The 25083-nt window shown below is 74.5% G+C and carries 25 protein-coding genes; 3 read left to right on the top strand and 22 right to left on the bottom strand.

Annotated elements, in window-relative coordinates:
* Positions 1 to 183, top strand: coding sequence for a DUF6104 family protein (locus LV78_RS29975; protein ID WP_253849257.1), 183 nt, complete (start codon positions 1 to 3; stop codon positions 181 to 183).
* Between the two features lie 101 nt (positions 184 to 284).
* Here the strand turns inward: LV78_RS29975 and LV78_RS29970 are convergent, their stop codons facing one another.
* The 14 genes from LV78_RS29970 to LV78_RS29905 all read right to left on the bottom strand — a co-directional run bounded on the left by LV78_RS29970 (position 285) and on the right by LV78_RS29905 (position 16099).
* A complete protein-coding gene (locus tag LV78_RS29970) occupies positions 285 to 890 on the bottom strand; it encodes a DUF4232 domain-containing protein (protein ID WP_253849254.1) in 606 nt (201 codons plus the stop codon).
* 207 nt (positions 891 to 1097) lie between these two features.
* On the bottom strand, positions 1098 to 2090 hold the full coding sequence (locus LV78_RS29965; protein ID WP_253849253.1) for an aldo/keto reductase: 993 nt from the start codon (positions 2088 to 2090) through the stop codon (positions 1098 to 1100).
* Positions 2091 to 2134: 44 nt separating this feature from the next.
* On the bottom strand, positions 2135 to 3175 hold the full coding sequence (locus LV78_RS29960) for an ImmA/IrrE family metallo-endopeptidase (protein ID WP_253849250.1): 1041 nt from the start codon (positions 3173 to 3175) through the stop codon (positions 2135 to 2137).
* Positions 3168 to 3911 (bottom strand): hypothetical protein, encoded by a 744-nt coding sequence (locus LV78_RS29955; protein ID WP_253849248.1) that lies wholly within the window; start codon positions 3909 to 3911, stop codon positions 3168 to 3170. The genes LV78_RS29960 and LV78_RS29955 overlap by 8 nt, the downstream gene beginning before the upstream one ends.
* A 219-nt stretch (positions 3912 to 4130) precedes the next feature.
* Entirely contained in the window at positions 4131 to 6497 is a 2367-nt protein-coding gene (locus LV78_RS29950; RefSeq protein WP_253849246.1) for an ATP-binding protein, read from the bottom strand.
* A complete protein-coding gene (locus LV78_RS29945; RefSeq protein ID WP_253849244.1) occupies positions 6494 to 7087 on the bottom strand; it encodes a DUF6879 family protein in 594 nt (197 codons plus the stop codon). Before LV78_RS29945 ends, LV78_RS29950 begins: the two co-directional genes overlap by 4 nt.
* The gene (locus LV78_RS29940; RefSeq protein WP_253849243.1) at positions 7084 to 7365 is read right to left on the bottom strand and encodes a hypothetical protein; all 282 of its coding nucleotides are present in this window, start codon (positions 7363 to 7365) and stop codon (positions 7084 to 7086) included. Before LV78_RS29940 ends, LV78_RS29945 begins: the two co-directional genes overlap by 4 nt.
* Before the next feature lie 189 nt (positions 7366 to 7554).
* Positions 7555 to 8700: an imidazolonepropionase gene (gene hutI / locus LV78_RS29935; RefSeq protein ID WP_253849484.1), complete on the bottom strand. Its 1146-nt coding sequence runs from the start codon at positions 8698 to 8700 to the stop codon at positions 7555 to 7557.
* A gap of 46 nt (positions 8701 to 8746) precedes the next feature.
* Entirely contained in the window at positions 8747 to 10018 is a 1272-nt protein-coding gene (locus LV78_RS29930) for a formimidoylglutamate deiminase (protein WP_253849483.1), read from the bottom strand.
* Positions 10019 to 10194: 176 nt separating this feature from the next.
* A complete protein-coding gene (locus tag LV78_RS29925; RefSeq protein ID WP_253849241.1) occupies positions 10195 to 11370 on the bottom strand; it encodes an allantoate amidohydrolase in 1176 nt (391 codons plus the stop codon).
* On the bottom strand, positions 11367 to 13013 hold the full coding sequence (gene hutU, locus LV78_RS29920) for a urocanate hydratase (protein WP_253849238.1): 1647 nt from the start codon (positions 13011 to 13013) through the stop codon (positions 11367 to 11369). The genes LV78_RS29925 and hutU overlap by 4 nt, the downstream gene beginning before the upstream one ends.
* On the bottom strand, positions 13007 to 14518 hold the full coding sequence (hutH, locus tag LV78_RS29915) for a histidine ammonia-lyase (RefSeq protein WP_253849236.1): 1512 nt from the start codon (positions 14516 to 14518) through the stop codon (positions 13007 to 13009). The genes hutU and hutH overlap by 7 nt, the downstream gene beginning before the upstream one ends.
* Positions 14519 to 14669: 151 nt before the next feature.
* Complete coding sequence (locus tag LV78_RS29910; protein ID WP_253849235.1) at positions 14670 to 15626, bottom strand: hypothetical protein; 957 nt, start codon at positions 15624 to 15626, stop codon at positions 14670 to 14672.
* The gene (locus LV78_RS29905; RefSeq protein ID WP_253849233.1) at positions 15623 to 16099 is read right to left on the bottom strand and encodes a SigE family RNA polymerase sigma factor; all 477 of its coding nucleotides are present in this window, start codon (positions 16097 to 16099) and stop codon (positions 15623 to 15625) included. Before LV78_RS29905 ends, LV78_RS29910 begins: the two co-directional genes overlap by 4 nt.
* Positions 16100 to 16159: 60 nt before the next feature.
* Here LV78_RS29905 and LV78_RS29900 point away from each other — a divergent pair, with 60 nt between their 5' ends.
* A complete protein-coding gene (locus LV78_RS29900; protein WP_253849231.1) occupies positions 16160 to 16939 on the top strand; it encodes an IclR family transcriptional regulator in 780 nt (259 codons plus the stop codon).
* Between the two features lie 53 nt (positions 16940 to 16992).
* Here the strand turns inward: LV78_RS29900 and LV78_RS29895 are convergent, their stop codons facing one another.
* Genes LV78_RS29895 through LV78_RS29880 form a run of 4 tightly spaced genes read right to left on the bottom strand, consistent with a single transcriptional unit; the run spans position 16993 to position 20327 of the window.
* A complete protein-coding gene (locus LV78_RS29895) occupies positions 16993 to 17877 on the bottom strand; it encodes an ABC transporter substrate-binding protein (RefSeq protein WP_253849228.1) in 885 nt (294 codons plus the stop codon).
* The gene (locus tag LV78_RS29890; protein ID WP_253849227.1) at positions 17874 to 18605 is read right to left on the bottom strand and encodes an ABC transporter permease; all 732 of its coding nucleotides are present in this window, start codon (positions 18603 to 18605) and stop codon (positions 17874 to 17876) included. Before LV78_RS29890 ends, LV78_RS29895 begins: the two co-directional genes overlap by 4 nt.
* Entirely contained in the window at positions 18602 to 19201 is a 600-nt protein-coding gene (locus LV78_RS29885; RefSeq protein ID WP_301307617.1) for an ABC transporter permease, read from the bottom strand. Before LV78_RS29885 ends, LV78_RS29890 begins: the two co-directional genes overlap by 4 nt.
* Positions 19202 to 19250: 49 nt before the next feature.
* Positions 19251 to 20327 carry an ABC transporter ATP-binding protein gene (locus tag LV78_RS29880; protein ID WP_253849223.1) on the bottom strand — a complete coding sequence of 359 codons (1077 nt, stop codon included), beginning with the start codon at positions 20325 to 20327 and terminating at the stop codon, positions 19251 to 19253.
* A 156-nt stretch (positions 20328 to 20483) separates the two neighbouring features.
* Between LV78_RS29880 and LV78_RS29875 the strand changes: the two genes are divergently transcribed.
* A complete protein-coding gene (locus LV78_RS29875) occupies positions 20484 to 22043 on the top strand; it encodes a bis-aminopropyl spermidine synthase family protein (RefSeq protein ID WP_253849221.1) in 1560 nt (519 codons plus the stop codon).
* Between the two features lie 35 nt (positions 22044 to 22078).
* Here LV78_RS29875 and LV78_RS29870 read toward each other — a convergent pair whose 3' ends face one another.
* From LV78_RS29870 to LV78_RS29855, 4 genes are all read right to left on the bottom strand, one after another.
* A complete protein-coding gene (locus tag LV78_RS29870) occupies positions 22079 to 22690 on the bottom strand; it encodes a hypothetical protein (protein ID WP_253849219.1) in 612 nt (203 codons plus the stop codon).
* A gap of 63 nt (positions 22691 to 22753) precedes the next feature.
* Positions 22754 to 23377, bottom strand: a complete 624-nt coding sequence (locus tag LV78_RS29865; protein ID WP_253849217.1) for a hypothetical protein — start codon at positions 23375 to 23377, stop codon at positions 22754 to 22756.
* Entirely contained in the window at positions 23374 to 24435 is a 1062-nt protein-coding gene (locus tag LV78_RS29860; protein ID WP_253849214.1) for a hypothetical protein, read from the bottom strand. Before LV78_RS29860 ends, LV78_RS29865 begins: the two co-directional genes overlap by 4 nt.
* The gene (locus LV78_RS29855; protein WP_253849212.1) at positions 24435 to 25025 is read right to left on the bottom strand and encodes a hypothetical protein; all 591 of its coding nucleotides are present in this window, start codon (positions 25023 to 25025) and stop codon (positions 24435 to 24437) included. Before LV78_RS29855 ends, LV78_RS29860 begins: the two co-directional genes overlap by 1 nt.
* Between the last annotated feature and the right edge of the window lie 58 nt (positions 25026 to 25083).

The raw sequence follows: 25083 nt of genomic DNA, 5'->3' as shown, positions 1-25083 counted from the left end.
GTGTACTTCACCGACCGGGGCATCGAGGAGCTGGAGACCAGGCGGGGCGAGGAAGAGGTCTCCCTCGCCTGGCTGGCGGACAAGCTGCGCGGGTTCGTGGACGCGAACCCGGAGTTCGAGACGGCGGTCGAGCGGCTGGCGACGTACCTGGCGCGCGACGACGAGGACGACCCGGAGGACTAGCGTTCCCGGTGCTGTGACTGCTTGACGGGAGGGGCACCCGCCTTCGTGGCGGGTGCCCCTCCTGGCGTTCACGGGCCCTGCGGGGCCCTCGCGCGGGTTGGTCAGCCGTTGACGGGCCCGATGTAGGTGCCGGGGCGGGTGGCGCCGTCCTGGAGGGTGACGGGGCCGAAGGTCCACGGCAGGTCGGCGGTGGCCGTCGTGTTCGGCGGGGTCACCCGGACGGTCTTCACGTCCCACGGGTCGGCGCTGGCGGGCAGGAACGACAGGTAGCTGGTGGCCGTGCCGCCGGGCTGGAGGGTGACCTCGGGCGTGGTGTCGCTGGACCGGGTGAGGTCCCAGGTGTGGCCGTCCGCGCCGACGAGCTGCACGCCGGGGAAGCCGGACAGGGTGCAGGCGGTGTCGCCGGTGTTGGTCATGACCAGCGGGAGCTTCTTCTGCGTGTCGCCCTGCGGCTGCCCGGCGGACGGGGTGAGGCTGGCGCACTCCGCCGCGGCGGCCTGCCCGTCACCCGCCTGCCCGGTCGGCGCCTGCCCGGTCGGCGTCTGGCTCACCTGGCTCGACGACGCGGCGGGCTCGGTGGAGATCGGGTCCCCACCCGATCCGCTGCCGGGCGACGCGCTGCCGCTGGTGGACGACGCGCACGCCGTGACGGCGGCGCAGGCGGCGAGCAGGCTGACCATGGCGGTGGTGCGGGTGGTGCGGCGCATTCCGCGTTCCCCTCGTCGACATCGGTTGCGGCCACCGGGTACCCGTTCACCCGGTGGGTGGCAAACGCCGGGTGCCCGTCCATCCAAGGCGCGGGCGATTACCTGACACGGCCGTGGGCAGCGCTCTCGCGGCCGGAACAGCGCCCCGCCCCGGCCAGCGGTGGCGCACCGTGGTGGACCGCCCGACGACGGCCCACCACGCCGCCCTCACCAGGCGTACGCCTCCGGCGCGGGCTTGCTGCCGTTCGGGCCCGGCGCCGGGAACAGCTCGTCCAGCCTCGCCAGCACCTCCGCGCCCAGCTCGATCTCCACCGCCCGCAGCGACCCCTCCAGCTGCTCGACCGTGCGCGGCCCGACGAGGGGCGCCGTCACGCCCTCCTGGTGCAGCAGCCACGCCAGGCCCACGTGCGCCGGGTGCTCGCCCAGCTCGTCGCACAGCGCCTCGTACGCCTCGACCGACTTCTCCAGCTTCGCCAGGTCGCCCTTCGCGTAGTCGTCCACGCCCCGGTTCGCCGTGCCCTCGCGGCGCTTGCGCAGCACCCCGCCGAGCACCCCGCCCGCCAGCGGCGACCACGGGATCACGCCGAGGCCGTAGTGCCGCGCCGAGGGCAGCACCTCCAGCTCCGCGAACCGGTTCGCCAGGTTGTACACCGACTGCTCGCTGACCAGCCCCAGGAACCCGCGCGAGCGCGCCGCCTCCTGCGCCTGCGCGATGTGCCACCCGGCGAAGTTGGACGACCCGAAGTACACGACCTTGCCCTGCTGCCGCAGGACGCTGAACGCCTCCCAGATCTCCTCCCACGGCGTCGACCGGTCCACGTGGTGCATCTGGTACAGGTCGATGTAGTCCGTGTTCAACCGCCGCAGCGAAGCGTCGCACGCCTTGCGGATGTGCAGCGCGGACAGGTAGGTCTCGTTCGGCCAGTCGCCCATGCTGTTGTGCGCCTTGGTGGCGATGACGGTCTTGTCCCGCCTGCCGCCGCCCTGCGCGAACCACCGGCCGATGATCTGCTCGGTGACGCCCTCGCCGGTCTTCCAGCCGTAGACGTCGGCCGTGTCGAAGAGGTTGATCCCGCGCTCCAGGGCGCGGTCCATGATGGCGTGGCTGTCCGCTTCGGACGTGACCGGGCCGAAGTTCATGGTGCCCAGGCAGAGCCGGGACACCGAGAGGCCGGAGCGCCCCAGGTGGGTGTAGTCCATGCGGCACAACATCGCACCCGGTGGATCTTGGTCCGCGCCGGGGGTCACGGCAGGGCCAGCAGCTCCCGCACGCGCGCCGGTCGCCAGGCCAGCTCGGCCGCCAGGGCGGCGACGGCCCGCGCGGGACCACCGGGGCCGCAGCCCGCCTCGAACGCGCGGCGCAGCGCGGACGGCTGCTCGCCGGGGTGCCCGGCCAGCGGGCTCGGCTCGAACTCCGGGCACGTCCGCAGCCGCAGGTGGGCCCGGCCCGCCGCCGAGTCGGACAGCAGGCCCAGCTCGTGGCAGCGGCGCAGCAGGCACGTCGCCGACACGCCCCACGTGCGGCGCAGCTCGGCGAGCGCGCGCGGGTCGCCCCGGCGCGGCAGCTCGGGGCGGATGCGGTCGGCGGGCGCGAGGAACTCGGCGGCGAACACGTCGGCCTCCCGCTCGCCCGCCGCGCCACCGGGGGCGCGGTCGCCGTGCAGCACCAGGTGGCCCAGCTCGTGGGCGGCGCTGAAGCGGTGGCGGTGGACGTCGTCGGCGCGGTTCGGGGTGAGCACCACGACCGGGCGGGGCAGCGCGGCGGTGGAGAACGCGTCCACGGTCTCCAGGTCCGCGTCGCGGGGCGGGCACTGCACCAGCACGCCGCGCTCCTCCATGCGCCGCACCAGGTCCCGGATCGGCCCGGTGCCCAGCCGCCACGCCGCGCGCAGCGCCCTGGCCGAGGTGACCGGGTCGCCGGGCAGCGCGGGCAGGTCGACGGCGGGCAGCGGGGCGCGACGCTCCAGCGCGGATGCGAGCTCCCAGGTCTGCTCGGTGTGCGCCACGGCCTTCGCGCGCTGGTAGGACCGGGTGGCGCGGAGGCTGCGGAAGTGCGCGGACGCCGGGTCCAGGCGGGTGTGCGGGCGGGCGCCAGTCAGGAACCGGGGCGGCACGTCGAGCGCGGCGGCCAGCGCGGCGAGCAGCTCGGGGCGCGGGCGGTGGGCGCCCTGCTCGTACTGGCCGACCGCCGTCGGCGTGACCCCGACCCGGTCGGCGAGGCCGCGCCTGGTCAGGCCCGCGAGGTGGCGGGCCTGGGTCAGGCGGGTCGGGACGAGCTCAGGCACCTGCCGGACCGGCGCCCCTGACCAGCCGGAGCACCGGCGGCTTGCCCCCGTCGGCGGCGGGGTCCGGACCGCCCGTGCCGGGGAGCGCGCCGGGCGCCTCGTCCTGCTCGTAGTCCCCCGGCTCGACCGCGTCCACCGGCAGCTTCTCCGGCGACCACATGATCCGCCCGTTGTCCTCCAGCGCGATCGCCTCGCCCCACCAGGCCTCCAGCACCCGGTCGGCGTCCGCGTTGGCCACGAACCCGACGTAGACCACGGTCAGGTTGGCCTGGTGCGCGGCGATCGCGGCGTCCTGCAGCGACGGCTCGGCCTCCGGCTCGGGCAGGTCGAACAGCGTCGGCGACGCCTCGACGCCCAGCCCCCTGGACACCCGCAGCGGCACGTCGGCGCGGATCTTGGCCCGGTGGATCGACTTGGCCAGCGAGGTCGAGTGCCGGAACGGGATGAGCACCCGGTCGTTGACGAGCGCGAGCTTGTAGGGGGCGCCGCGCGGGTGGAACGGCCGGTAGCCGGGCAGGTGGGCGAGGTCGAACTGCTGGACGACCAGGTTGTACCGGGAGTCCCACATGCTGCCGTACGCGCGCTTGTTGCGGATGCCCTCGGCGGTGGCCGCCGCCTGCACCCGCCAGGCCGCCTGCTGCGCCCGGTGCAGCCCGACCACCACGCTGGTGATCACGGCCTTCGCCTGGTCGCCGAACTGAGCGAGCGCCCACTCGGACGGCTCGAAGTCCTTCACCGCGGTCCTCCCGTCAACCGGTGGGACTTCACTTTCCCACACGGATCACCCACGTCCGGGGACGCTCCCCGGCCCGCGCGCGTCGCACGAACGGGCTAGCGCTCCCCGGCCCCCGAAGGTTCCGGTACCCGCTCCGGGGGCCGTCGCACCGCGTCGTCGGCCACAGCGGGACCGGGCTCGACGGGAGGCCGCCGCACCGGACCAGTTCCACCGGCCGGCTCACCGGGCCAGCCGCGCCGCCCGCTCCCGCAGCGCGCGGGCCTCCGGGTCGGGGAACCCGGCCGCGAGCGCCCCGGCCTCCGCCAGCGCCTCGGCCGGGTCGTCCACGACGGCGGCCAGGTTCACCAGCGCCACCGCGAGCTGCCACCGGTTCCCCAGCTCCCGCAGCACCACCACCGCGCCCCGGTGGAACCGCTCGGCGTCCTCGACCCGCCCGAGCCGCGCGTACGCCTCCCCGGTGGCGTCGAGCGCGACCGCCTCCCGCTCCCGGTCGCCGACCTTGCGGTGCATGGCCGCCGACCGCTGGTACTCCACCAGCGCCCGCTCCGGCCGCCCGGCGGCCACCTCCACCCGCCCGGACTCGATGAGCCAGAACGCCTCGGCGACCGGGTGGTCGTCGTCCCGCGCCACGGCCAGCGCCGCGCGGACGTCCCGCTGCGCGGCCTCCAGGTCGCCCAGCTCCCGGTGCGCGCGGCTGCGCCCGTGCCGGGCCTCGGCCTCCCAGATCCGGTCGCCCAGCTCGCGGAACACCTCGGCGGCCTGGGTCAGCAGGTCCCGCCCGGCCTCGAAGTCGCCCAGGTCGCAGCGGGCCTCGGCGGCGTTGGTGGTGGTCAGGCCGATCCAGCGCACGTCGTCCAGCTCGATCGCGGTGGCGCGGGCCTGCTCGAACGCGGCCAGCGCCTCGGACAGCCGGTGCTCGCGCAGCAGGGCCAGCCCGAGGGCGTTGGCGGACACCATCTGGCCCCGCCGGTCGCCCAGCTCGCGCCGGATGGCGAGCGACTCGCGGTGCCGCTCGGCCCCCTCGACGGCCCACCCGCGCTGGACGTTGGCCTTGCCCAGGCTCTCCAGCACCTCGGCCTCACCGGCCCGATCGCCGAGGCCGCGCACGGCGCGCAGGGCGATGTCGCCGGTCTCCAGCCACTCGTCGAACCGGTTGCTCCTGGCGTGGAACGGGCGGAGCACGACGTGCAGCAGCCAGGCCAGGTCGGGCATCCCGCCCTGGTCGGCGTGCCGGACGGCGACGACGAGGTTGGCGTGCTCGACCTCCAACCAGCGCAGCGCGTCGCCCTGGTCGGCGAACGCGGGCGGCTCGGCGCCCGGTCCCTCGGGGAACTGCGGCAGCGCGGCGGTGGACGCGTGCGAGGAGATCAGGGCGCAGGCCGCCGCGGCGGCGCGCAGGTACCACAGCAGCAGATCGCGCAGCGCGGCCCTGGCGCTCTCCGGGGTCTCGTCCACCCTGGCCTGGTCGGTGGCGTAGGCCCGGAGCAGGTCGTGGAACTGGTACCGGTCGGGCCCGATCTGCTCGACCAGGTGCGCGCCGACGAGGTCGTCCAGCAGCCTGCGGGTGGCGCGGACGTCCGCGCCCACCAGCGCCGCCGCCGCGCCCGCCCCGAACTCGGCCCCGGTGTGCAGGCCGAGGCGGCGGAACAGCCTGCCCGCGTCCGGGGTGAGCGCCCGGTAGGACCAGGCGAACACGGTGCGCACGCCGTCCTCGTCGGCGTCGGAGGTGAGGGCGTCCCACAGCGAGGACTCGTCGCGCAGTTCCTCGATGAGCTGGCGCAGCGGCAAGTGGGGGCGGCGCCCGGCGCGCTCCCCCGCGATGCGCAGGGCCAGCGGCAGTCGCGCGCACAGCCCGGCCAGCTCGACCAGCTGGGCCGGGTCGTCGGGCGGGCGGTAGTTGTCGGTGACGCCGTGCAGCAGCTCCACGGCCTGCGACTCGCTGAGCACGTCCAGCACCAGCCGGTGCGCGCCGTCGCGGGCGACCAGACCGGCGAGCCGGTTCCTGCTGGTGATCACGACCAGGCAGCCCGCCGTGCCCGGCAGCAGCGGGCGGACCTGGGCGACGTCGGAGGCGTTGTCCAGCAGCACGAGCACGCGGCGGCCCGCCAGCATCGAGCGGTAGGCGGCGGCCCTGCCCTCCAGGTCGGCGGGCACCGGCTCGCCGGGGTCGCGCGCCGAGCGCAGGAAGTGGTCGAGCGCGTGCGCGGGGGTGACCGGCGGGCCGGGGTCGTAGCCGCGCAGGTTGATGTACAGCTGACCGTCCGGGAAGGCGGCGGACACCCGGTGCGCCCAGTGCACGGCGAGCGAGGTCTTGCCGACCCCGGCGGTGCCGGTGACCACGCACAGGCTGACGCCGGGACCACCCGCGCCGAGGTGGTCGTTCAGGAAGCCGTTGAGGCGCTGGAGCTCCTCGTTGCGGTTCACGTAGCCGCGCACGTCAGCCGGGAGCTGGCGGGGCGGCGGCCAGGCGGCGCGGGGGCGCGCACCGTGGAAGTGCACGCCCCCGTTGACCGCGCCCGCCTGCACGACGTCGTCGGCGAAGCCGCCGAACTCGTTGCGCGCGAAGTCGCCCGCTTCGTCGGTCACGGCGCCTCTGGGAGTTCCGGCGCGACGCGGCGGGCGTGGTAGTCGGCGACCGGCTCGGCGGCGTCGTGCAGCGACCGGTACACCTGCCGCCAGTGGGCCACCTGGTGGTCGGTGGCGGCGGTGGCCCCGGTGGGGACGCCGTCCGGGGTGTAGTGGATGAAGTAGACGACCGCGTCGTCGAAGCCGACCAGGTCGGGCAGCGGTCCGTCCGCCTCCAGCTCCGCGAGGTCGGCCGCGTCGACCACCGTGATCTGCTCGCCGAGGGCGGCGCGCTGGACCTGCGAGGTCAGCTCCCACAGCACGTACGGGTCCAGCGGCTCCTCGACCACCCTGACCCGGCCGACGACCATGCCGTGGACGGCGGCGACCCGGTGCTGCCGCTCCAGGTCGGGCAGGCGCTCGGCGATCAGGGCGAGCGAGCGGGCGCGGTCACCGGCGAGGAAGGCGGCGCAGCTGGCGTTGCCCTCCTCCTGGAAGACCTGGGTGCGCTCGATCTTCCACAGCTCGCCGACGCCCTCCACGCCGTGGTGGCGGTCGAAGCCGTCGAAGTACTCGTCGAGCGTGAGCGGGACCCCGGTGTAGGCGCTCACGACAGCACCGCCTTGAACGTGCGCGCGACGGCCCCCGGCACGACGACCAGCCGCTCCCCGTCGCCGACGCCGACCCCCTCCGGCAGCCGGCCCTCGTACGCCTCGGTGCAGTCGCGGCCGATGACGGCGAGGTCGCCGTTGTCGAGCTCCCACATGTCGGGGCAGGCGCGGGTCTCGTTGCACGGGACGGCGTCGCCACCACCACCGAGCTGGGCCAGCGTCCTGACGAGCCTGCGGCTGAAGGTCGCCGCAGGATCCGGGTTCCAGTCCAATGCCATCGTTCCCCCTGAGCAGCACGGTGCGGTACATCGTGAAGCTATAGAGGAATAGCAGGGGTGTACACCGCACTTCGGCGGGCACGTTCGGCGACCTCGGAACAATTGGTCCGAGCAGGTCAGAAAGGGTGCAATTTCAGTAAAGAATATTCACCTTATGGAGTGATAACGGAATATCCAGGAATCACTCCTTCACCGCTCCCGAACCCCCCGCCGCCACACCGCCCACGTGAGCGGCACCCCCGGCCGGTAAGCCAGGTGGGTGATCGACGGGGCGTTCAGCACGTGCGCGTCCGCCCGCGCGCCCACCCCCAGGTGCCCCACGTCCGTCCGCCGCAGCGCCCGCGCGCCCCCCGCCGTCGCGGCGCTCACCGCCTCCTCCACGGTCAGCCGCATCTGGAGCACCGCCGTCGTCACCGCGAACGCCATCGACGTGGTGTACGACGTGCCGGGGTTGCAGTTGCTCGCCAGCGCCACCTCCGCGCCCGCGTCCAGCAGCGCCCGCGCGGGCGGCAGCGGCTGCCTGGTGGACAGGTCGCACGCGGGCAGCAGGGTCGCCACCGTGCCCGACCCGGCCAGCGCCTCCACGTCCGCCCCTGACAGGTGCGTGCAGTGGTCCACGCTCGCCGCCCCCAGCTCGACCGCCAGGCGCACCCCCGGTCCCTCGCCGAGCTGGTTGCCGTGCACCCGCAGGCCGAGGCCGCGCGACCGGGCGGCCTCCAGGACGCGCCGCGACCCGGCCTCGTCGAACGCGCCCTCCTCGCAGAACACGTCCGCCCACCGCACGTGCGGCGCCACCGCGTCCAGCATCTCCCCGGCGACCAGCTCCAGGTACTCGCCCGCGTCGGCCCCCGGCGGCACCAGGTGCGCCCCGAGGAACGTCACCTCGTCCACCCACCGCGCGGCCAGCCGGGCGGCCCGCAGCTCCTCCTCGACGGTCAGCCCGTACCCGGTCTTGGTCTCCAGGCACGTCGTGCCCTGGGCGACCGCCTCGGCCACGTGCCGCCGCAGCCCCTCCTCCAGCTCGGCGTCCGACGCGGCCCGCGTGGCGGCGACCGTGGTCGCGATGCCACCGGCCGCGTAGGGCCGCCCGGCCATCCTGGACTCGAACTCCTCGGTCCGGTCCCCGGCGAACACCAGGTGCGTGTGGCTGTCCACCCACCCCGGCAGCACCGCCCGGCCGCACACGTCCACCCGCTCGTCCGCGTCCGGCGCCCCGGACGCGGGACCGACCCAGGCCACCCGGTCGCCGTCGAGCACCAGCGCCGCGTCGCGCAGCCGCCCCAGCTCGGGGTCGTTCGTGGTCAGCTCGCCGATCCCGGTGACCAGCGTGCTCACCGCCGTCCCGCTCACCGCAGCCCCCCGCACGCCGTCGACAACGCCCTCACCGCCGCAGCACCTCCCGGTACAACCCGCCCACGTCACCCAGCTCCTCGTGCACGCCGTCGCGCGCCACGACCCGCCCGCCGACCACGACCGCCGCCACGTCCGCCGCCGTCGCCGCCAGCACCAGCTGCTCCGGCTCCGCCCCGGCCGTGCGCGGCGAGTCCGCCCGCAGCGCCACCAGGTCGGCGGGCGCCCCCACCTCGATCCGCCCCGCCTCCGGCCTGCCGAGCGCGTGGTGCCCGGTCAGCGCCGCCACCAGCTCGGCGGGCGAGAACCGCCCCCGCCGCCCGGACCGCAGCCGCTCCCCGTGCTCCAGCCCGCGCGCCTCCAGCAGCGGGTCCACCACCGCGTTCTGGTCGCTGCCCAGCGACAGCCGCACCCCGGCGTCGGCCAGCTCCCGCGCGGGCCCGATGCCGTCCGCCAGGTCGGCCTCGGTGGTCGGGCACAGGCACACCCCGGTCCCGCTGCCGCCGAGCAGCGCGATGTCCTCATCGGTCAGGTGGGTGGCGTGCACGGCGGTGGTGCGCTCGCCCAGCGCGCCCGCCTCGGCCAGCAGCGCGGTCGGGGTGAGGCCGTACGCCTCCAGGCACTCCCGGTTCTCGTCGGGCTGCTCCGACAGGTGCACGTGCAGCGGCCGGTCCGGGAACGCGCCCGCGACGGCGGCCAGCTCCTCGCGCGGCACCGCGCGCACCGAGTGGATCGCCGTCCCGACGACCGTGTTGTCGTCGGGCGCCAGCTCGCCGGACCGCCGCGCCCACGCCGCCGCGCTGCCGTCGCTGAACCGCTCCTGCACCCCGGCGACCGGCTTCCCGATCCCCCCGGCCAGGTAGGCGGTGTCCAGCAGGGTCAACCGGATGCCCGCCGCCCGAGCCGCCGCCCGCAGCGCCTCGGCCATCTCGTTGCCGCCCGCGTGCAGGTAGTGGAACTCGGCCACGGCGGTGTACCCGGCGACCACCATCTCGGCGTACACGGCCGTGGCGAGCCGCCGGTAGGAGCGCGGCGTCAGCTCACCGGCCAGCTCGTACATCCGCTCGCGCCAGGTCCAGAACGTGCCGCCACCGCCGTGCGTGCGCCCGCGCAGCCCCCGGTGGAACGCGTGCGAGTGCGCGTTGGCGAACCCCGGCAGCACCACCCCGTGCAACCGCTGGGACCCCAGCGGGATGGTGTCGACCTCGCGGACCTCCCGGATGATCCCGTCGGACACCCGCAGCAGCACCCGCGCCGCGACCCCGCCGGGCAGGACGGCCCGCTCGCACCAGAAGCTCTTCACCGCGAGATCACCAACCACCGCACATCGGCCTCCTGCCGCTCACCCGGTTCGGCTTTCGCCCGGCCCGCACCACCGCGGAGCCCGCCCCCAGCATGGCCGCGACGACGCGGCCAGCCAAGATCCACAGCCGGGGAACCCCGGTCCGCGCCCCTCCGGCGGACCGAGGCCCCACGACCTCACCCGGCCAGGTGCTCCAGCGCCGCCGCCAGCGCCACCACCCCGGCCGCGCAGTCCGCGTCCTCCGCGAACTCCTCCGGCGCGTGGCTCACCCCGGTCGGGTTGCGGACGAACAGCATCGCCGTCGGCACGTGCCCGGCCAGGACCCCCGCGTCGTGCCCGGCGCCGGTCGGCAGCGCGGGGACCCCGCCGAGCACCGCCGACAGGTCGTCGCGCAGCCCGGCGTCGAAGTGCACGGTGTCCCCGTAGGACTCCTCGGTGACCCGCACCGCGCACCCCTCGTCCGCCGCCGCCCGCTCGGCCGCCTCCACGATCTCGGCGACCACGGCCCGCGTGGTCACGTCGTCCGAGGCCCGCGCGTCCAGCCACAGGTCCACCGAGGACGCGATCACGTTGGTGCCACCGGGGTTCGGCACGATCCGCCCCACCGTCGCCCGCGCTCCCCCGCGCGCCGCCGCACGGGCGGCCAGCACGGTCGCCGACGCGGGCAGCACCGGGTCGCGCCGGTCCTCCACCAGGGTCGCCCCGGCGTGGTTGCCCTCGCCGGTGAAGGTGAACCGCCACCGCCCGTGCGCCAGGATCGAGCTGGCGACCCCGACCGGCACGGTCAGCCCGCGCCCCTGCTCGACGTGCAGCTCCACGAACGCCCCGATGGACGCGAGCGCCGCGTCGTCCCGCCCCATCGCCGAGGGCTCGAACCCGGCCGCGCGGGCGGCGTCGCCGAAGCTGACCCCGTCCGCGTCGACGAGCGCGGCGGCCCGCTCGGGGCTGATCGCGCCGGTCATCAGCCGGGTGCCCAGGCACGCGACGCCGAACCGGCCGCCCTCCTCCTCCACGAACACCGCCACCGCCAGCGGTCGCGCGGGCCGGAAGCCCCGCGACCGCAGCAGGTCGACGGCCTGGAGCGCGGACACCACGCCGAGCGGCCCGTCGAACGCCCCGCCGCCGGGCACCGAGTCCAGGTGGCTGCCGGTGACCACCGCGCCGGGACCGGGCCGCCCCCACCACGCCCACAGGTTCCCGTTGCGGTCCGCGCGCACGTCCAGCCCGCGCGCGGTCGCCTCGGCGGTGAACCACTCGCGCAGCTCCAGCTCGACCCGGTCGAACCCGTGCCGCGAGTACCCGCCGCGCCGGGCGTCCCGGCCGACGTCGGCGAGGTCGGCCAGCGAGGTCACTCCGCGCCCCCGGCCATCGGCACCCGCACCCCGCGCTCGCGCGCGACCTCGGACGCCCGGTCGTACCCGGCGTCCACGTGCCGCAGCACGCCCATGCCGGGGTCGTTGGTGAGCACCCGCTCGATCTTCGCGGCGGCCAGCTCGGTGCCGTCCGCGACGGTGACCTGCCCGGCGTGGATCGACCGCCCGATCCCGACGCCGCCGCCGTGGTGGATCGACACCCAGGTGGCCCCGGAGGCGGTGTTGACCAGCGCGTTCAGCAGCGGCCAGTCGGCGATCGCGTCGGAGCCGTCGGCCATCGCCTCGGTCTCCCGGTACGGCGAGGCCACCGACCCGCAGTCCAGGTGGTCGCGGCCGATGACGATCGGCGCGGACAGCTCGCCGGACGCCACCATCTCGTTGAACCTCAGCCCGGCGCGGTGCCGCTCGCCGTAGCCGAGCCAGCAGATCCGGGCGGGGAGCCCCTGGAACTCCACCCGCTCACCGGCGAGCTTGATCCACCGGGCGAGCTGCTCGTTCTCCGGGAACAGCTCCAGGATCGCGGCGTCGGTCTTGGCGATGTCGGCCGGGTCGCCGGACAGCGCGGCCCAGCGGAACGGGCCCTTGCCCTCGCAGAACAGCGGCCGGATGTAGGCGGGCACGAAGCCGGGGAAGTCGAACGCCCGCTCGCAGCCGCCGAGCTTCGCCTCGCCCCGGATCGAGTTGCCGTAGTCGAACACCTCGGCGCCCGCCGCCTGGAACCCGAGCATGGCCTCCACGTGCGCGGCCATCGACGCGCGGGCCCGGTCGGTGAACTCCTCCGGCTTGGCGGCGGCGTACTCGTGCCACTCGTCCACGCCGACCCCGACCGGCAGGTACATCAGCGGGTCGTGCGCGGAGGTCTGGTCGGTGACCACGTCCACCGCGACGCCCCGGCGCAGCAGCTCCGGCAGCACCTCGGCGGCGTTGCCGACCACCCCCACGGACAGCGCGCGCCCCTCGGCCTTCGCGGCGAGCGCGCGGGCGACGGCGTCGTCCAGGTCGTCGGCGACCTCGTCCAGGTAGCGGGTCTCCACGCGCCTGCGCGCCCGCGCCGGGTCGACCTCCACGCACAGCGCGACGCCCTCGTTCATGGTGACCGCGAGCGGCTGCGCGCCGCCCATGCCGCCGAGGCCCGCCGTGACGGTGAGCGTGCCGCGCAGGGTGCCGCCGAACCGCTTGGCCGCGACGGCGGCGAACGTCTCGTAGGTGCCCTGCAGGATGCCCTGGGTGCCGATGTAGATCCACGAACCGGCGGTCATCTGCCCGTACATGGTCAGCCCGGCCGCCTCCAGGCGGCGGAACTCGGGCCAGTCGGCCCAGTCGGGCACCAGGTTCGAGTTGGCGATGAGCACGCGCGGCGCCCACTCGTGGGTGCGCAGCACGCCCACCGGTCGGCCGGACTGCACCAGCAGCGTCTCGTCGTCGGCCAGCTGCTCCAGCTCGCGGCTGATGGCGTGGAAGCTCGGCCAGTCGCGGGCGGCCTTGCCGGTGCCGCCGTAGACCACCAGGTCCTCGGGGCGCTCGGCCACGTCCGGGTCGAGGTTGTTGTGGAACATGCGCAGCGCGGCCTCGGTCGGCCAGCTGCGCGCGGTCAGGTCGGTCCCTCTGGCTGCGGTCACCACGACTGGGGCGCTCCGTTCCTGATGATGTTCTCGGCTGCGGCGATCTCGGGCGCGAGGTGCCGGTCCGGGCCGGGACCGGGCACGACCTCGCGCAGCCTCGCGACGGCGGCGGCCGTGGCGGGGGCGGGCTTGAGCGGGGCGCGCAGGTCGAGCGCCCGCGCGGCGGTCAGGTACTCGATGGCGAGCACGGTCCGCAGGCCGTCCACGGCCTTGCGCAGCTTGCGCGCGGCCGACCAGCCCATGGACACGTGGTCCTCCTGCATGGCGGAGCTGGGGATCGAGTCCACCGAGGCGGGCACGGCCAGCCGCTTGAGCTCGGACACGATCGCGGCCTGCGTGTACTGGGCGATCATGTGCCCGGAGTCGACGCCGGGGTCGTCGGCCAGGAACGGCGGCAGGCCGTGCGAGCGGTTCACGTCGAGCATCCGGTCGGTGCGGCGCTCGGCGATGGAGGCGACGTCGGCGACCGGGATGGCCAGGAAGTCCAGCACGTAGGCGATCGGCGCGCCGTGGAAGTTGCCGTTGGACTCGACCCGGCCGTCCGCGAGCACCACCGGGTTGTCCACGGCGGAGGCCAGCTCGCGGTCGGCGACGGTCTCGGCGTGCGCGACGGTGTCGCGGGCGGCGCCGTGCACCTGCGGGGAGCAGCGCAGCGAGTAGGCGTCCTGGACCCGGTTGCAGTCCGGGCCCCGGTGGCTGGCCACGATCTCCGAGCCCGCCAGGATGTCGGCCATGCGCTGGGCGCTGCGGCCCTGGCCGGGGTGCGGGCGCAGGGCGTGCAGGTCGGCGGCGAACACCCGGTCGGTGCCGAGCAGCGCCTCCACGCTCATCGCGGCGGTGAGGTCGGCGACGTCGAGCAGGTGACGCAGGTCGTGGATGGCCAGCACCAGCATCCCGAGCATCCCGTCGGTGCCGTTGATCAGCGCCAGGCCCTCCTTCTCGGCCAGGCGCAGCGGCGTGATGCCCGCGGCGGCGAGCGCGTCGGCGGCCGGGACGAGGTCGCCCGCCGCGTCGCGCACCATGCCCTCACCGGTGAGGGCGAGGGCGGCGGCGGAGAGCGGGGCGAGGTCGCCGGAGCAGCCGAGCGAGCCGAACTCGTGCACCACCGGGGTGATGCCCGCGTTCAGCATCGCGGCCATGGCCTCCACGGTCTCCGGGCGCACGCCGGTGTGGCCGGAGGCCAGGGTGCGCAGGCGCAGCAGCACCAGCGCCCTGACCACCTCGCGCTCCACCTCGGGGCCCGCGCCCGCCGCGTGCGAGCGCACCAGGGCCTGCTGGAGCGCGGCGCGGCGGTCCGGCGGGATGTGCCGGACGGCGAGCGCGCCGAACCCGGTGGACACCCCGTAGGTGGGCCGCTCGGCCGAGGCCAGGCGCTCGATGTGGGCCCGCGCGGCGGCGACGGCCTCGCGCGCCTCACCGGTGAGCCGCACGGCGGCGGAACCACGGGCGACGGCGGCGACCTCGTCGCGGGTGAGGGCCTTCGGCCCGAGTTCGACGTGCTGCATGGGCACATCACAACCTGCGGCGGCCCCCGGCACGAGCGGAGATCGGGCGGAGGTGTCTGGGATGCCAGACACCTCGCGCCCGACTCCGCGCTGGTGCGGACGGCCGAAGGCGAGCGGCGCGGTGGTGGACGCCCGGTCCACCACCGCGGGCTCACTTCCCGTCCCGCCAGCCGAGGTCGGTGCCGCCCGCGAGCTGGAGCCCGTTCGCCACGGTGACCAGCTCGTCGCCGAACCGGGGACCCCTGACCGTGTAGCTCCAGCCGTCCTCGTCGAACACCAGCGCCTCACCGTTCATGAAGTAGCCGGTGCGGCCCCTGACCGGCGTCGGCTGCCACAACTCGGGGTTCATCCCCTCCCCGCCGAGCGGCGTCGGGCGGCGCTCGAACTCCACCCGGTAGTCGTCGCCACCGATCTTCAGCACCACCTCGCCGATGATCAGGTCCGGTGCGGGGCGCTCCAGGACGACGTTCCCGATCGTCGCGTCGGGGTGGGCGATCGGCAGACCCTGCCGCCCCTCGGGCGTGGGCGCCACGGCGTCCTGGATCGGCGGCAGCACCTTGGCCGGGTTCGGCAGGTCGGTGCTGACCTCGCCCTCGGTCCGCTCGTCGAGCGGCCTGCCCATGGCCGAGTGGTAGTTGGTGGGCAGCTCCTCGTCCGCGTAGGGCGACCTGCTGACCCCCTTGGGGTGGTACGCGAAGCGCACCCACCTGTGGTCGTCGGTCTGCCACAGGAAGGTGGCCCAGCCGGGCCCGTAGCTCCGCCTGACCTCCCGCATCCCCGCAGGTGGGGTCATCAGCGTGAACGGCATGGGCAGGGTCGCGACGGGAGGGGGCGACGGCGTGGAGCTCGGGGAGGGCTGGGTGGTCTGGGTGGACTGGGAAGGCGGGTTCGCGGCGGGCCCGTCCGGCGACGTGGTCGGGAGCACCACCAGCAGCGCCGCGCCGAGCGCCGCCACCGAGGCGAGCCCCGCCACCGCGATCGCGAACCTGCGCGCGCGCGGCGCCTTGCGCGCCTCCAGCGCGGACAGCACGGGCGCGGCGGGCGGAGCCTGGTCCGCGAGGTGGCCGAACGCGTCGCGCAGCTGGTCCTCCGTGATCTGCTCGTTCACAGCGCCCCCTTCACTCGGGCGTCGACGCGCAGGGTGGCCAGTGCGCGGGACACGTGGGTGCGGACGGTGCCCGGCGAGCAGCCGAGGACGTCCGCGATGGCGGGGTCGTCCAGGCCCTCTAAGTAGCGCAGCACCAGCGCGGCCCGCTGCTTGCGCGGCAGCACGGCGACGGCGCGCAGCACCGCGTCGCGGTTGTCGTAGGCGGTCGTGGGGTCGGGTGTGGTGATGTCGTCGGCCAGCGGGGCGAACCGCCGCAACCGGCGCCGCCACGACAGGAACTCGTTGGTCACCATGCGCTTGAGGTACGCGCCGGGCGCGGTCAGGCCGCCGATGCGGTCCCACCGCTGCTGCGCGCGCAGGAGGCTCTCCTGCACCACGTCCTGCGCCAGGTGCGGGTCGCCGGTGAGGGCGGTCGCGTAGCGCAGCAGCGGGGTGACGTGCTCGGCGGCGAACGCCTCGAAGCTCGTTGTCACGGACCTCCAATGCGCGGCGGGCGTGTTTTGTTGAGCGCGGGTTCCTGGTGAGATGGGCTCATGGGTGGGAGCAGCGACGTGCCCGCGCTGCGGCGGGGCCTCGCGGTGCTGCGCCTGCTGGCGAGCAGGCCGGGCCCGCTGTCGGCGGCGGCGGTGGCGCGCGAGCTGGACCTGCCGAGATCCACGACCTACCACCTGCTGGCCGAGCTGGCCGACGCCGGGTTCGCCACGCACTTCCCGGAGGAGCGCCGCTACGGGCTGGGCGTGGCCGCGTTCGAGCTGGGTTCGGCGTACCTGCGGCACGACCCGCTCGAACGGCTGGCGCGCCCGCTGCTGCGCAGGCTGGTGGACCAGGTGGCGCTGCCCGCGCACCTGGGCGTGCTGCACGGCGCGGAGGCCCTGTACCTGGTGCGGGAGCAGCCGAGGCAGCCGCAGACGATCGTGTCGGACGTCGGGGTGCGGTTGCCCGCGCACCTGACCGCGTCGGGGAGGGCGATGCTGGCGCGGTTGCCGGACGCGCAGGTGCGGGCGCTGTTCCCGAGCGCGCGGGCGTTCGTGGACCGCACCGGCCGGGGGCCGCGCAACCTGCCCGCGCTGCGCAGGCTGCTCGCCGAGGAGCGGCGGCGCGGCTGGGCGGTGGAGGACGGGTTCGTGACGGCGGGCTTCGCGTCGGTGGCGGCCCCGGTGTACGACCACGGGGAGCGGCCGATCGCGGCGATCACGGTGACGTTCCGGCACCTGTGCGAGGAGCCGTGCGGCCAGTCCTGGCCGGAGCTGGCGGCGGAGGCCATGCAGGCCGCCGACTCGCTCACCGAGCGGATCGGCGGGAGCCGGGCGTAGCGGAGCGGCGCCCCCGGAGGTGGGAGCGCCGCTCTTCGGAACCGCGAATCCCCTTACAGGGACAGGGTCTTCAGGAACTCCGCGGCCACGTTGGCCACGGTCTCCTTGTCCACGTCGACCTTCTTCACCAGCTCGGCCACGTTCTCCGTGGTCAGCCCGGCGGAGACCTTGTCCAGCACGGCCTTGCCCTTGTCGTCCACGGCGCCGGTCCGCAGCAGCGGCAGGATGTTCTGCGCCGGGTACATGCTCTTCGGGTCCTCCAGCTGCACGAACCCGTTCACCGCGATGTCGGCCTGCGTGGTGTACAGGTTCGCGACCTGCGACCCGCCGTCCTTGAGCGTGTCCACGGTGACCGGGCCGCCCGCGTCGGTGGTCTTGATCTCCTTGAAGGTGACCCCGTACAGCTCCTTGATCTTGGCCTCCCAGCGCTGGGCCCACTCGCCCGCCGCGCCGAGCACGTACTTGCCCTCGCCGAGGTCGGCGATGGACTTCACGCCCGAGTCGGCGGTCTCCTTGGTGACCACCAGGACGTCCTTGTCCTCGGCCGCCGACTTCTCCAGCACCTCCAGGCCCTCGGGGAGCTTGGACTTGAGCGCCGAGTAGACCTCCTCGGCCTCGGAGGCGGTGCTGGCCTTGTCGAAGTGCACCAGCAGGTTGCCGGTGTACTCGGGCACCACCGCGAGCGACTTGTCCTGCAGCGCCTGCACGACCAGCTCGCGCGCGCCGATGCCGGAGCGCACCGACACCTTCGCGCCGGTGGTCTTGAGCGCGCCCGCGTAGATCTCGGCCAGGATCTTGTTCTCGGTGAAGTCGGCCGAGCCGACCACGATCTCGCCGGACGCGGCCTGGTCGCCGCTCCCGCCGAGGTCCTCTGCCGAGCCGCAACCGGCGGTCGCCAGCGCGACCACCGCCGCCACCGCCGTCAACGTGCGCTTCATGCCGTGCTTCCCCTCGCTTCGCGCTGCGCGGCGGCGGTCGCCGACAGCTTCCCCTTGCGACGCCGCGTGCCGAGGGTGAGGCCCTTGGGCACGACGAGCCTGCCCACCCCCGCCAGCAGCAGGTCGAGCGCGACCGCCAGCAGCGCGATGAGCACCGCGCCGCCGACGAACTGCCCGTAGTCCAGCACCCGCAGGCCGTCCAGCAGCGGACGGCCCAACGTCTCGATACCCACGTACGCGGCCACCGAAGCGGTCGCCACGACCTGCAGGGTCGCGTTGCGCACCCCGCCGAGCAGCAGCGGCAGCGCGTTCGGCAGCTCGACCCGCCACAGCACCTGCGAGCCGGTCATGCCCATGCCGCGCGCGGCGTCCACGACGCCCCGGTCCACGTCCTGCACCCCGGCGTAGGCGCCTGCGAGCAGCGGCGGGATCGCCAGCACGATCAGCGCGACCACGACCCCCACCTGCCCGCCGCCGAGCAGCAGGTACAGCAGGGTGACCAGGCCGAGCGTGGGCAGCGCCCGCAGCGCGTTGCCGCCCGCGACCAGCACCGTCCCACCGCGCCCGGTGTGCCCGATCCACAGGCCCAGCGGCACCGCGATGGCGCTCGCGCCGAGCACGGCGACGAGGCAGTACAGCAGGTGCACGCCGACCCGCGTCGGGATCGAGGTGGACCCGGACCAGTTCGCGGGCGAGAGCAGCCACTCCAGCGCGTCAGCGAAGATCACTTCACGACCTCCGCCCACGGCGTCAGGACCTTGCGCAGCGCGACCAGCAGCAGGTCCACCACCAGCGCCAGCACCAGGGTGAGCACGACGCCGACGACGATCGGCGCGAGGTAGCGCTGCCGGAACCCGTCGGTGAACAGCACGCCGAGCCCGCCGGTGCCGATGAGCGCGCCGACGCTGACCAGGCTGATGTTGCTGACCGACCCGACCCGCACGCCCGCCGCGAGCACCGGCACCGCCAGCGGCAGCTCCACCGCGAAGAACCGGCGCACCGGCCGGAAGCCCATCGCGGTGGCGGCGGCGGTGACGTGGGCGGGCACCGCGTCGAGCGCGTCGGCGACCGGGCGCACCAGCAGCGCCGTCGTGTACAGGGTGAGGGCGGCGACGACGTTGACGCTGTCCAGGACCTTCGTGCCGATGAGGGCCGGGATGATCGCGAACAGGGCCAGCGACGGGATGGTGTAGAGCACGTTCGACAGGGCGATCACGGTGGCGCGCGCGGCGCGGAACCGGTGGCACAGCAGGCCGAGCGCGATCGCCAGGACGACGGCGACCAGCAGCGGGAACAGCGACAGGTAGACGTGCTCGCCGAGCATGTCGAGCACGGCGGACCGGGTGCCCGCGTCGGAGAGGTAGCTCAGGACGTCATCCACGGGCGGCCCCCGGTCGCTCCCGCCGCGCCTCGATGGCGTCCAGGACCTCGCGGGCGGTGACGACCCCGGCGTAGCGGCCGTCCGCGTCCACGGCCACGCCCAGCCCGGCCGGTGAGGACAGGGCGGCGTCGAGCGCGCCGCGCAGCGGGGTGCCCAGCTCGTGCAGGCTCCCGCCCGGCACGGCTGCGCCCCCGTCACCCGGCGGGTACCAGCCCTGCGGCCTGCGGTCGGCGTCGAGCAGCAGCCGCCAGGCGTCGCCGCCGCCGGGCGCGTCGTCCGGTCCGACCGTGCCGACCTGCCCGAGCGCGAGCCCGCCCGAGTCCGCGAAGGACAGCCCCCGGTAGCCCCGGTCGCGGCCGACGAACCCGGCGACGAAGTCGTCGGCGGGCCGGGAGAGCAGCTCGGCGGGCGGCGCGTACTGGGCGAGCACGCCGCCCTCGCGGAACACCGCGACCTTGTCGCCGAGCCGCACCGCCTCGTCGATGTCGTGCGTGACGAACACGATCGTCTTGCCCAGCTCGCCCTGGAGCCGCAGCAGCTCGTCCTGGAGGCCCTCGCGCACCACCGGGTCGACGGCGCTGAACGGCTCGTCCATCAGCAGCACCGGCGGGTCGGCGGCGAGCGCGCGGGCCACGCCGACGCGCTGCTGCTGGCCGCCGGACAGCTGCGCCGGGTAGCGCGCGCCGAGCTCCTGCGGCAACCCGACCAGCTCCAGCAGCTCGGCCGCGCGGGTGCGCGCCTTGCGCTTGCCCCAGCCGGACAGCAGCGGCACGGTCGCGACGTTGTCGAGGACCGTGCGGTGCGGGAACAGGCCCGCCTGCTGGATGACGTAGCCGATGCCGCGCCGCAGCTCCGGCGGGTCGACCTCGCGCACGTCCCGGCCGTCCACCAGGACGGTGCCGGACGTGGCCTCCACCATGCGGTTCACCATGCGCAGCGAGGTGGTCTTGCCGCAGCCGGACGGCCCGACGAACACGGTCACCGCACCGGGCTCGGCCACCAGGTCCAGGCCGTCGACCGCGGTCGTCCCGTCGTCGAACCGCTTGGTCGCTCCCCTGAACTCGATCACACCGGGTTCCCTCCCCCTGGGTTGCGGCTGTCGGACGACCCTAGCCCGTCGGGGTGACAGCGGCAGGTCATCCCGGATAACGGGAAGTCGCTCGCAGCGGGCGGGACGCCGTGCGTGGCGGGACCGGTCCCCGGCACCGTTTAGGCTGCTCTGCTTGTGGCAGCAGATGAGCCGAGCGACCGCGTCCGCGACCTCCTGGCGAGCCGGGGGGTGCACGCGCGCGGGTTGCGCCGCGTGCTGACCCTGCTGTGCCGGGACTGGCACAGCCTCGCGGAGCTGGTCCGGCTGCCCGCCGTGCCGCGCCGCACCGTGCAGGAGCTGCTGGCGGCGGCGCAGGACGACCTGGAGACCAGCGGCGACCGGCACCGGATCACGCCGGCGCGGGCGGGCGCGTACGCCCGGTACGCGGCCGAGGAGCTGCCGGACGCGGCGGACGCGCTGGTCGCGGAGAACCCGGACCTGCTGGCGGTGGTCCGCGCCGACGTCGCGTCCGTGCCGCCGCCGGTGGCCGCGCTGGACCACGTGCAGGCCACGCCGGAGACGGCGCTGAAGCGGGCGCTGTGGCTGACCACGACCTACGACCTGTCCGGCCGGGTGCTGCTGTGCCTGGGGGACCACGACCTGACGTCGCTGGCGGTGTGCGCGGTCGACCCGAGCGTGCGGGTGGTCGTGGTGGACGTGGACGACCGGCTGCTGGCGCACGTGGACCGGATCGCGGCCGAGCGGGGCTGGGACGTCACGACGCTGCACGCGGATTTCCGCTTCGGACTCCCGCCGTCGGTGCTGGAGAGCGCGGACCTGGTCTTCAGCGATCCGCCGTACACGCCGGAGGGCATGGGCCTGTTCGCGGCGCGCGGCGTGGAGTGCCTGGGACGGGACGGGAGGCTGCTGCTGGCGCACGGCTCCAGCGACCGCACGCCCGCGCTGGGGTTGAAGGTGCAGCAGGAGCTGCTGCGGCTGGGGCTGCTGTTCGAGGCGGTGCTGCCCGCGTTCCACCGGTTCGACGGGGCGCAGGCGATCGGCAGCGCGGCGGACCTGTACGTGTGCAGGCCGACGTCGAAGCGCTCGGTGTCGGTGACCAAGCCGGGCATCTACACGCACGGCCCGCAGTCCCTGGAGTCCGAGGGCCCGAGCGGCAAGGCCCTGGAGGCGCTGGTGGACCTGGCCCCGCGCCCGGAGTCCAGCCCGCCGCCGAAGCCGAGGCAGCCGGGCTGGGCGGAGCCGGTCGGCAAGGGCGCGGCGTCGCTGGCGGTGGACCTGAGCGCCGATCCGGGCCCGTGGCTGCTGCGGACGCTGCTGGCGTGCTCGCCGGGGAGGATGGCGGCGCTGGTGCCGAACAACCACCCGGACGTCGCGTCGGAGAAGGGACAGAAGGGGCTCGCCGAGCTGGTGGGGACGCGGTTCTCGCTGCGCTACCTGCGCTCCACGCCGGACGGGAAGACGTGCGTCGTGGTGGCGGACCAGGTGCTGGCGGGCGGGTTGGACGAGGGCGGGCTGGCGGTGCGCGAGGTGCTGTCGCGGGCGCACGGCAAGCTGGGGAACGTGTGGCGGGAGGCGCTGGTGACGGCGACCAGGGGCGGGCTGACGAAGCGGGCGGCGCGGGAGCGGATCGCGGAGGCGGTAGGCGAGGCGGCGGACTTGGAGGAGCGACTGATCGACCTGCCGAGGCACCGGATCGCCGCGCTGCTGCCGCTGATCGCCGCGTCCGCGCGCTGAGCCCGTCCGCCGGGTGGCGCAGGGTGGCGCCGGGGTCAGTCGAACTCCCGCGCCACCCGCTCCCGAGCCCGCGCCACGGCCCGCTCGACGGGGTCGAGCACCCGCCGCGTGGCGAACCACACCCCGACCGCGACGTGCAGCGCGGTCGCGCCCCCGACCTCCCAGACCGCGAGCGGCCGAACCTCCTCGGGCAACTTCCCCCGCAGCACCCCGCGCGGGTCGACCACGAACTCGGGCACGCGCTCCCCGACCTCCCCCACCCGCGGCGCCCGCAGCCCGTTCTCCACGTGCTCGGTCACCAGATCCCCGCACCGCACCGAGTAGAAGTCGGCCGGGTTCCGCTCCCGGTCCCCGACCCGGTGCCCAACGACCGAGCAGTCCCGCTCGACCCGCCCGGTGAGGGTGAGCCAGGCGGACTCGGCGGAGAACGCGGACACCCCGAGCACCACGACCGCGGAGAGCCCGAGCACCCACCCGGCGTGCTGCCCGCGCCACAGCGTGCTCTTGACCAGGAACCCGGCCGCGCACCCGAGGACGAGGAGCGCGCACCCGAGGAGCACAGGCGCCCCGACCAGGAACGCGACCACGCCTGCGGGCACGAGCAGCACGCCGACCACCAGCAACACCCTCTTGACCACCACGTCCACCCGTTGATCCTCCCCTGAGGACGGTGGGGGGCGGGTGGGGTCAGAGGAACTTGTCGGTCAGCCTCACGACCGGAGGAAATCCGCTTGCAACGGGTCCCCCGGCCCACGCGGCGGGCGCGGAGGCTTGGGCGTTTTCGGAGGGCTGGGCAACCAGGCGGACGCCACTACGAGCCCGATCATCAGCAGTAGGTAACCGCTGACGAGGAACGGGGCGTTCTTCCCACTCGGAAGCCCTTCCGCCCCCACCTCGGTGATCAGCATCCCGCTGGGGTCCACGACCAGCGAGGTCCGGTAACCGACCGAGAACTCACCGCGCCGCCTGGGGAAGTGCTCGACCTGCTCGCTCCCGCAGTCGAACAGGACCGTGGTGTGGGGCCGCTCCTTCGGGTTCGCCTTGCGGTCGACGCGCGCGACGACGCACTCGTCGAGGTGCTTGCCGTGAGTCGAGGACCACCACGACCCCACGGCGGAGGACACCGGCAAGCCTCCACCGACCGCCAGCAGGAAAGCCCCTGCGGCGAGGGCGAACCGCCCGGACAGCCACGCGCACAGGAGGGGGAACAGCACGCACGCGAAGACCCCCACCAGGAACAGCGGGCTCGCGGTGAACGCCACGAGCGGCACAGCTGAACCGGTCACCAGGCACGCCACCACCAGGACCGGCTTCTTGGCCTTCTTCCAGCTCACTCGTCCAGGTATCCCGTCTTGCGCTCGAACTGCACGCTCTTCTCGACCCCCTTGCCCGCGAACTCCTCGCCGACGCCCTCCGCCTCCAACTCGTCCTGTTTGGCGATCTCGCGGAGGTTGTCCGCAACGAACTTGATCTGGAAAGCCCCGTCGTTGAAGCTCGGCGCCGAGTGCGGCGACACGCCCCCGTCCGCACGGGTGATCGGCTTGAACGGGCTGTACGCGTCCGCGAACTCCTGACCGCCTTGCTTGGCTTTGGCCGCCACGTCGCTCAACGACGGCGCGGTGGTCCCCCGGTCGACCAATGCGCTTGCCGACGTCGTCCAAGCCCTTGCCAAGGCCGTCCAGCCCCGGAAAGCGTGGTGCGCTCGGCGTCGGCGCACCCCGCCCGCCTTCTTCCCGGACCGCGCCAACCCCTTCAACGCACGCCCCAGCACCACGGCCCCGCGCCCCACCGCCCATGCCGTGAACGCGGCGATGGAACCGCCCATGCTGACCACGGAGGACGCCAGCGCGATGACCGCGTTCCGAACCACCTCACACACGAACATGGCGATCAAGTCCCGGATCGTTCCCCTGATCGTGCCCGCCGTGGCGATCTCCCCGGCGACGGACACGCAGGAACCGCTGAGCGCCAGCGTCTCGTCCACCAACCGCTTCTGGCTGGCGCGGAACTCTTCCGCCGCCTGCTGCTGCCAGCCCGAGACCTGAGCCCCGACGGCGTCGTGCTGCGCCTGGGCGATCTCGTCGCGCACCGCGCCGGTCTCGTTCCACGTCCCCACGGCGGCCTTGATCCGATTCCCGTTGCCCGCCAGGTAGTCCAGCGGCTCGCGCAGGAAGGACACGTGCTCGATCAACCAGCCGATGCCGGCCGTGCCGAGCGCGGCCCCGAGCACGTCAAGGGCTAGCGCGCCGCCGTTCACCGCGATCGCGGCGACGTCCTTGTCACCGACCCGCGACAAGGACTCGATCGTCTGGAACAGAGACTCGACCGGTCCCGCCCCAGCCACGCTGTCCGGACTCATCACCCCGTCGCCGAACCCGGTCCACTCCACCATCAGAGGAAGTCACCATTCAGCGGACCACCGGCGCTCCGCTTGGGCTTGGGCTTCGGCCGGTCAGCGGGCTCGGGCAAGCGCGCCGCCACCAGCACGCTCCCCATCGAGAGCAGGTAGTACGCCCCCAGCACGTACGGCCCGTAAGGAGCGTTCTCCTCGTTCGCCACAGGCGCCGCCGTGGGGAGCATCCCGCTGCTGTCCACCAACAACGACACCGTGTCGCCGACCTTGACGAACTCCACGCTCCTGCTGGTGCTCTCCAACACCCGGTCACCGCACCGGAAGCGGTACTCGTAGTACCCCGAACTGCGCCTGCCCCCGCTCTGGTACTCGCTGTCCACCAGCACGCACCCGTCCACCCACTCGCCGTGGAGCGAGTACCACCACGGTTCCACGAAGAAGGTCAGGATCGACGCGTAGAGCGTGAAGAGCAGGATCCCCACGAAGAACGCGATCGCCCGCTTCGCGATGAAGAGGAGGAAGAAGAAGTTCACGAACAGGCCGAGCCAGCCGAGGGGGTGCCAGTCGAAAGCGGAGAAGATCCCGATCGGTCCGATCAGCGCGCCCAGCAGCGCGAGAGCGACGAGCACCGGGCTTTTGACCTTCTTCCCCCTGGACCCGCTACCCGGAACAACCATCAGAGGAAAT

The sequence above is a fragment of the Actinosynnema pretiosum genome (genome assembly GCF_024171695.1).
GTDB lineage: Bacteria > Actinomycetota > Actinomycetes > Mycobacteriales > Pseudonocardiaceae > Actinosynnema > Actinosynnema pretiosum.
This window is presented reverse-complemented; position numbering and strand designations above follow the sequence as displayed.

Coding starts and splice junctions, on each gene's coding strand:
- LV78_RS29900 (WP_253849231.1), top strand. CDS start 16,160: ATGGGTGGGAGCAGCGACGTGCCCGCGCTGCGGCGGGGCCTCGCGGTG.
- LV78_RS29940 (WP_253849243.1), bottom strand. CDS start 7,365: ATGGCATTGGACTGGAACCCGGATCCTGCGGCGACCTTCAGCCGCAGG.
- LV78_RS29895 (WP_253849228.1), bottom strand. CDS start 17,877: ATGAAGCGCACGTTGACGGCGGTGGCGGCGGTGGTCGCGCTGGCGACC.
- LV78_RS29970 (WP_253849254.1), bottom strand. CDS start 890: ATGCGCCGCACCACCCGCACCACCGCCATGGTCAGCCTGCTCGCCGCC.
- LV78_RS29860 (WP_253849214.1), bottom strand. CDS start 24,435: ATGGTGGAGTGGACCGGGTTCGGCGACGGGGTGATGAGTCCGGACAGC.
- hutH (WP_253849236.1), bottom strand. CDS start 14,518: ATGCAGCACGTCGAACTCGGGCCGAAGGCCCTCACCCGCGACGAGGTC.
- LV78_RS29965 (WP_253849253.1), bottom strand. CDS start 2,090: ATGGACTACACCCACCTGGGGCGCTCCGGCCTCTCGGTGTCCCGGCTC.
- LV78_RS29885 (WP_301307617.1), bottom strand. CDS start 19,201: ATGCTCGGCGAGCACGTCTACCTGTCGCTGTTCCCGCTGCTGGTCGCC.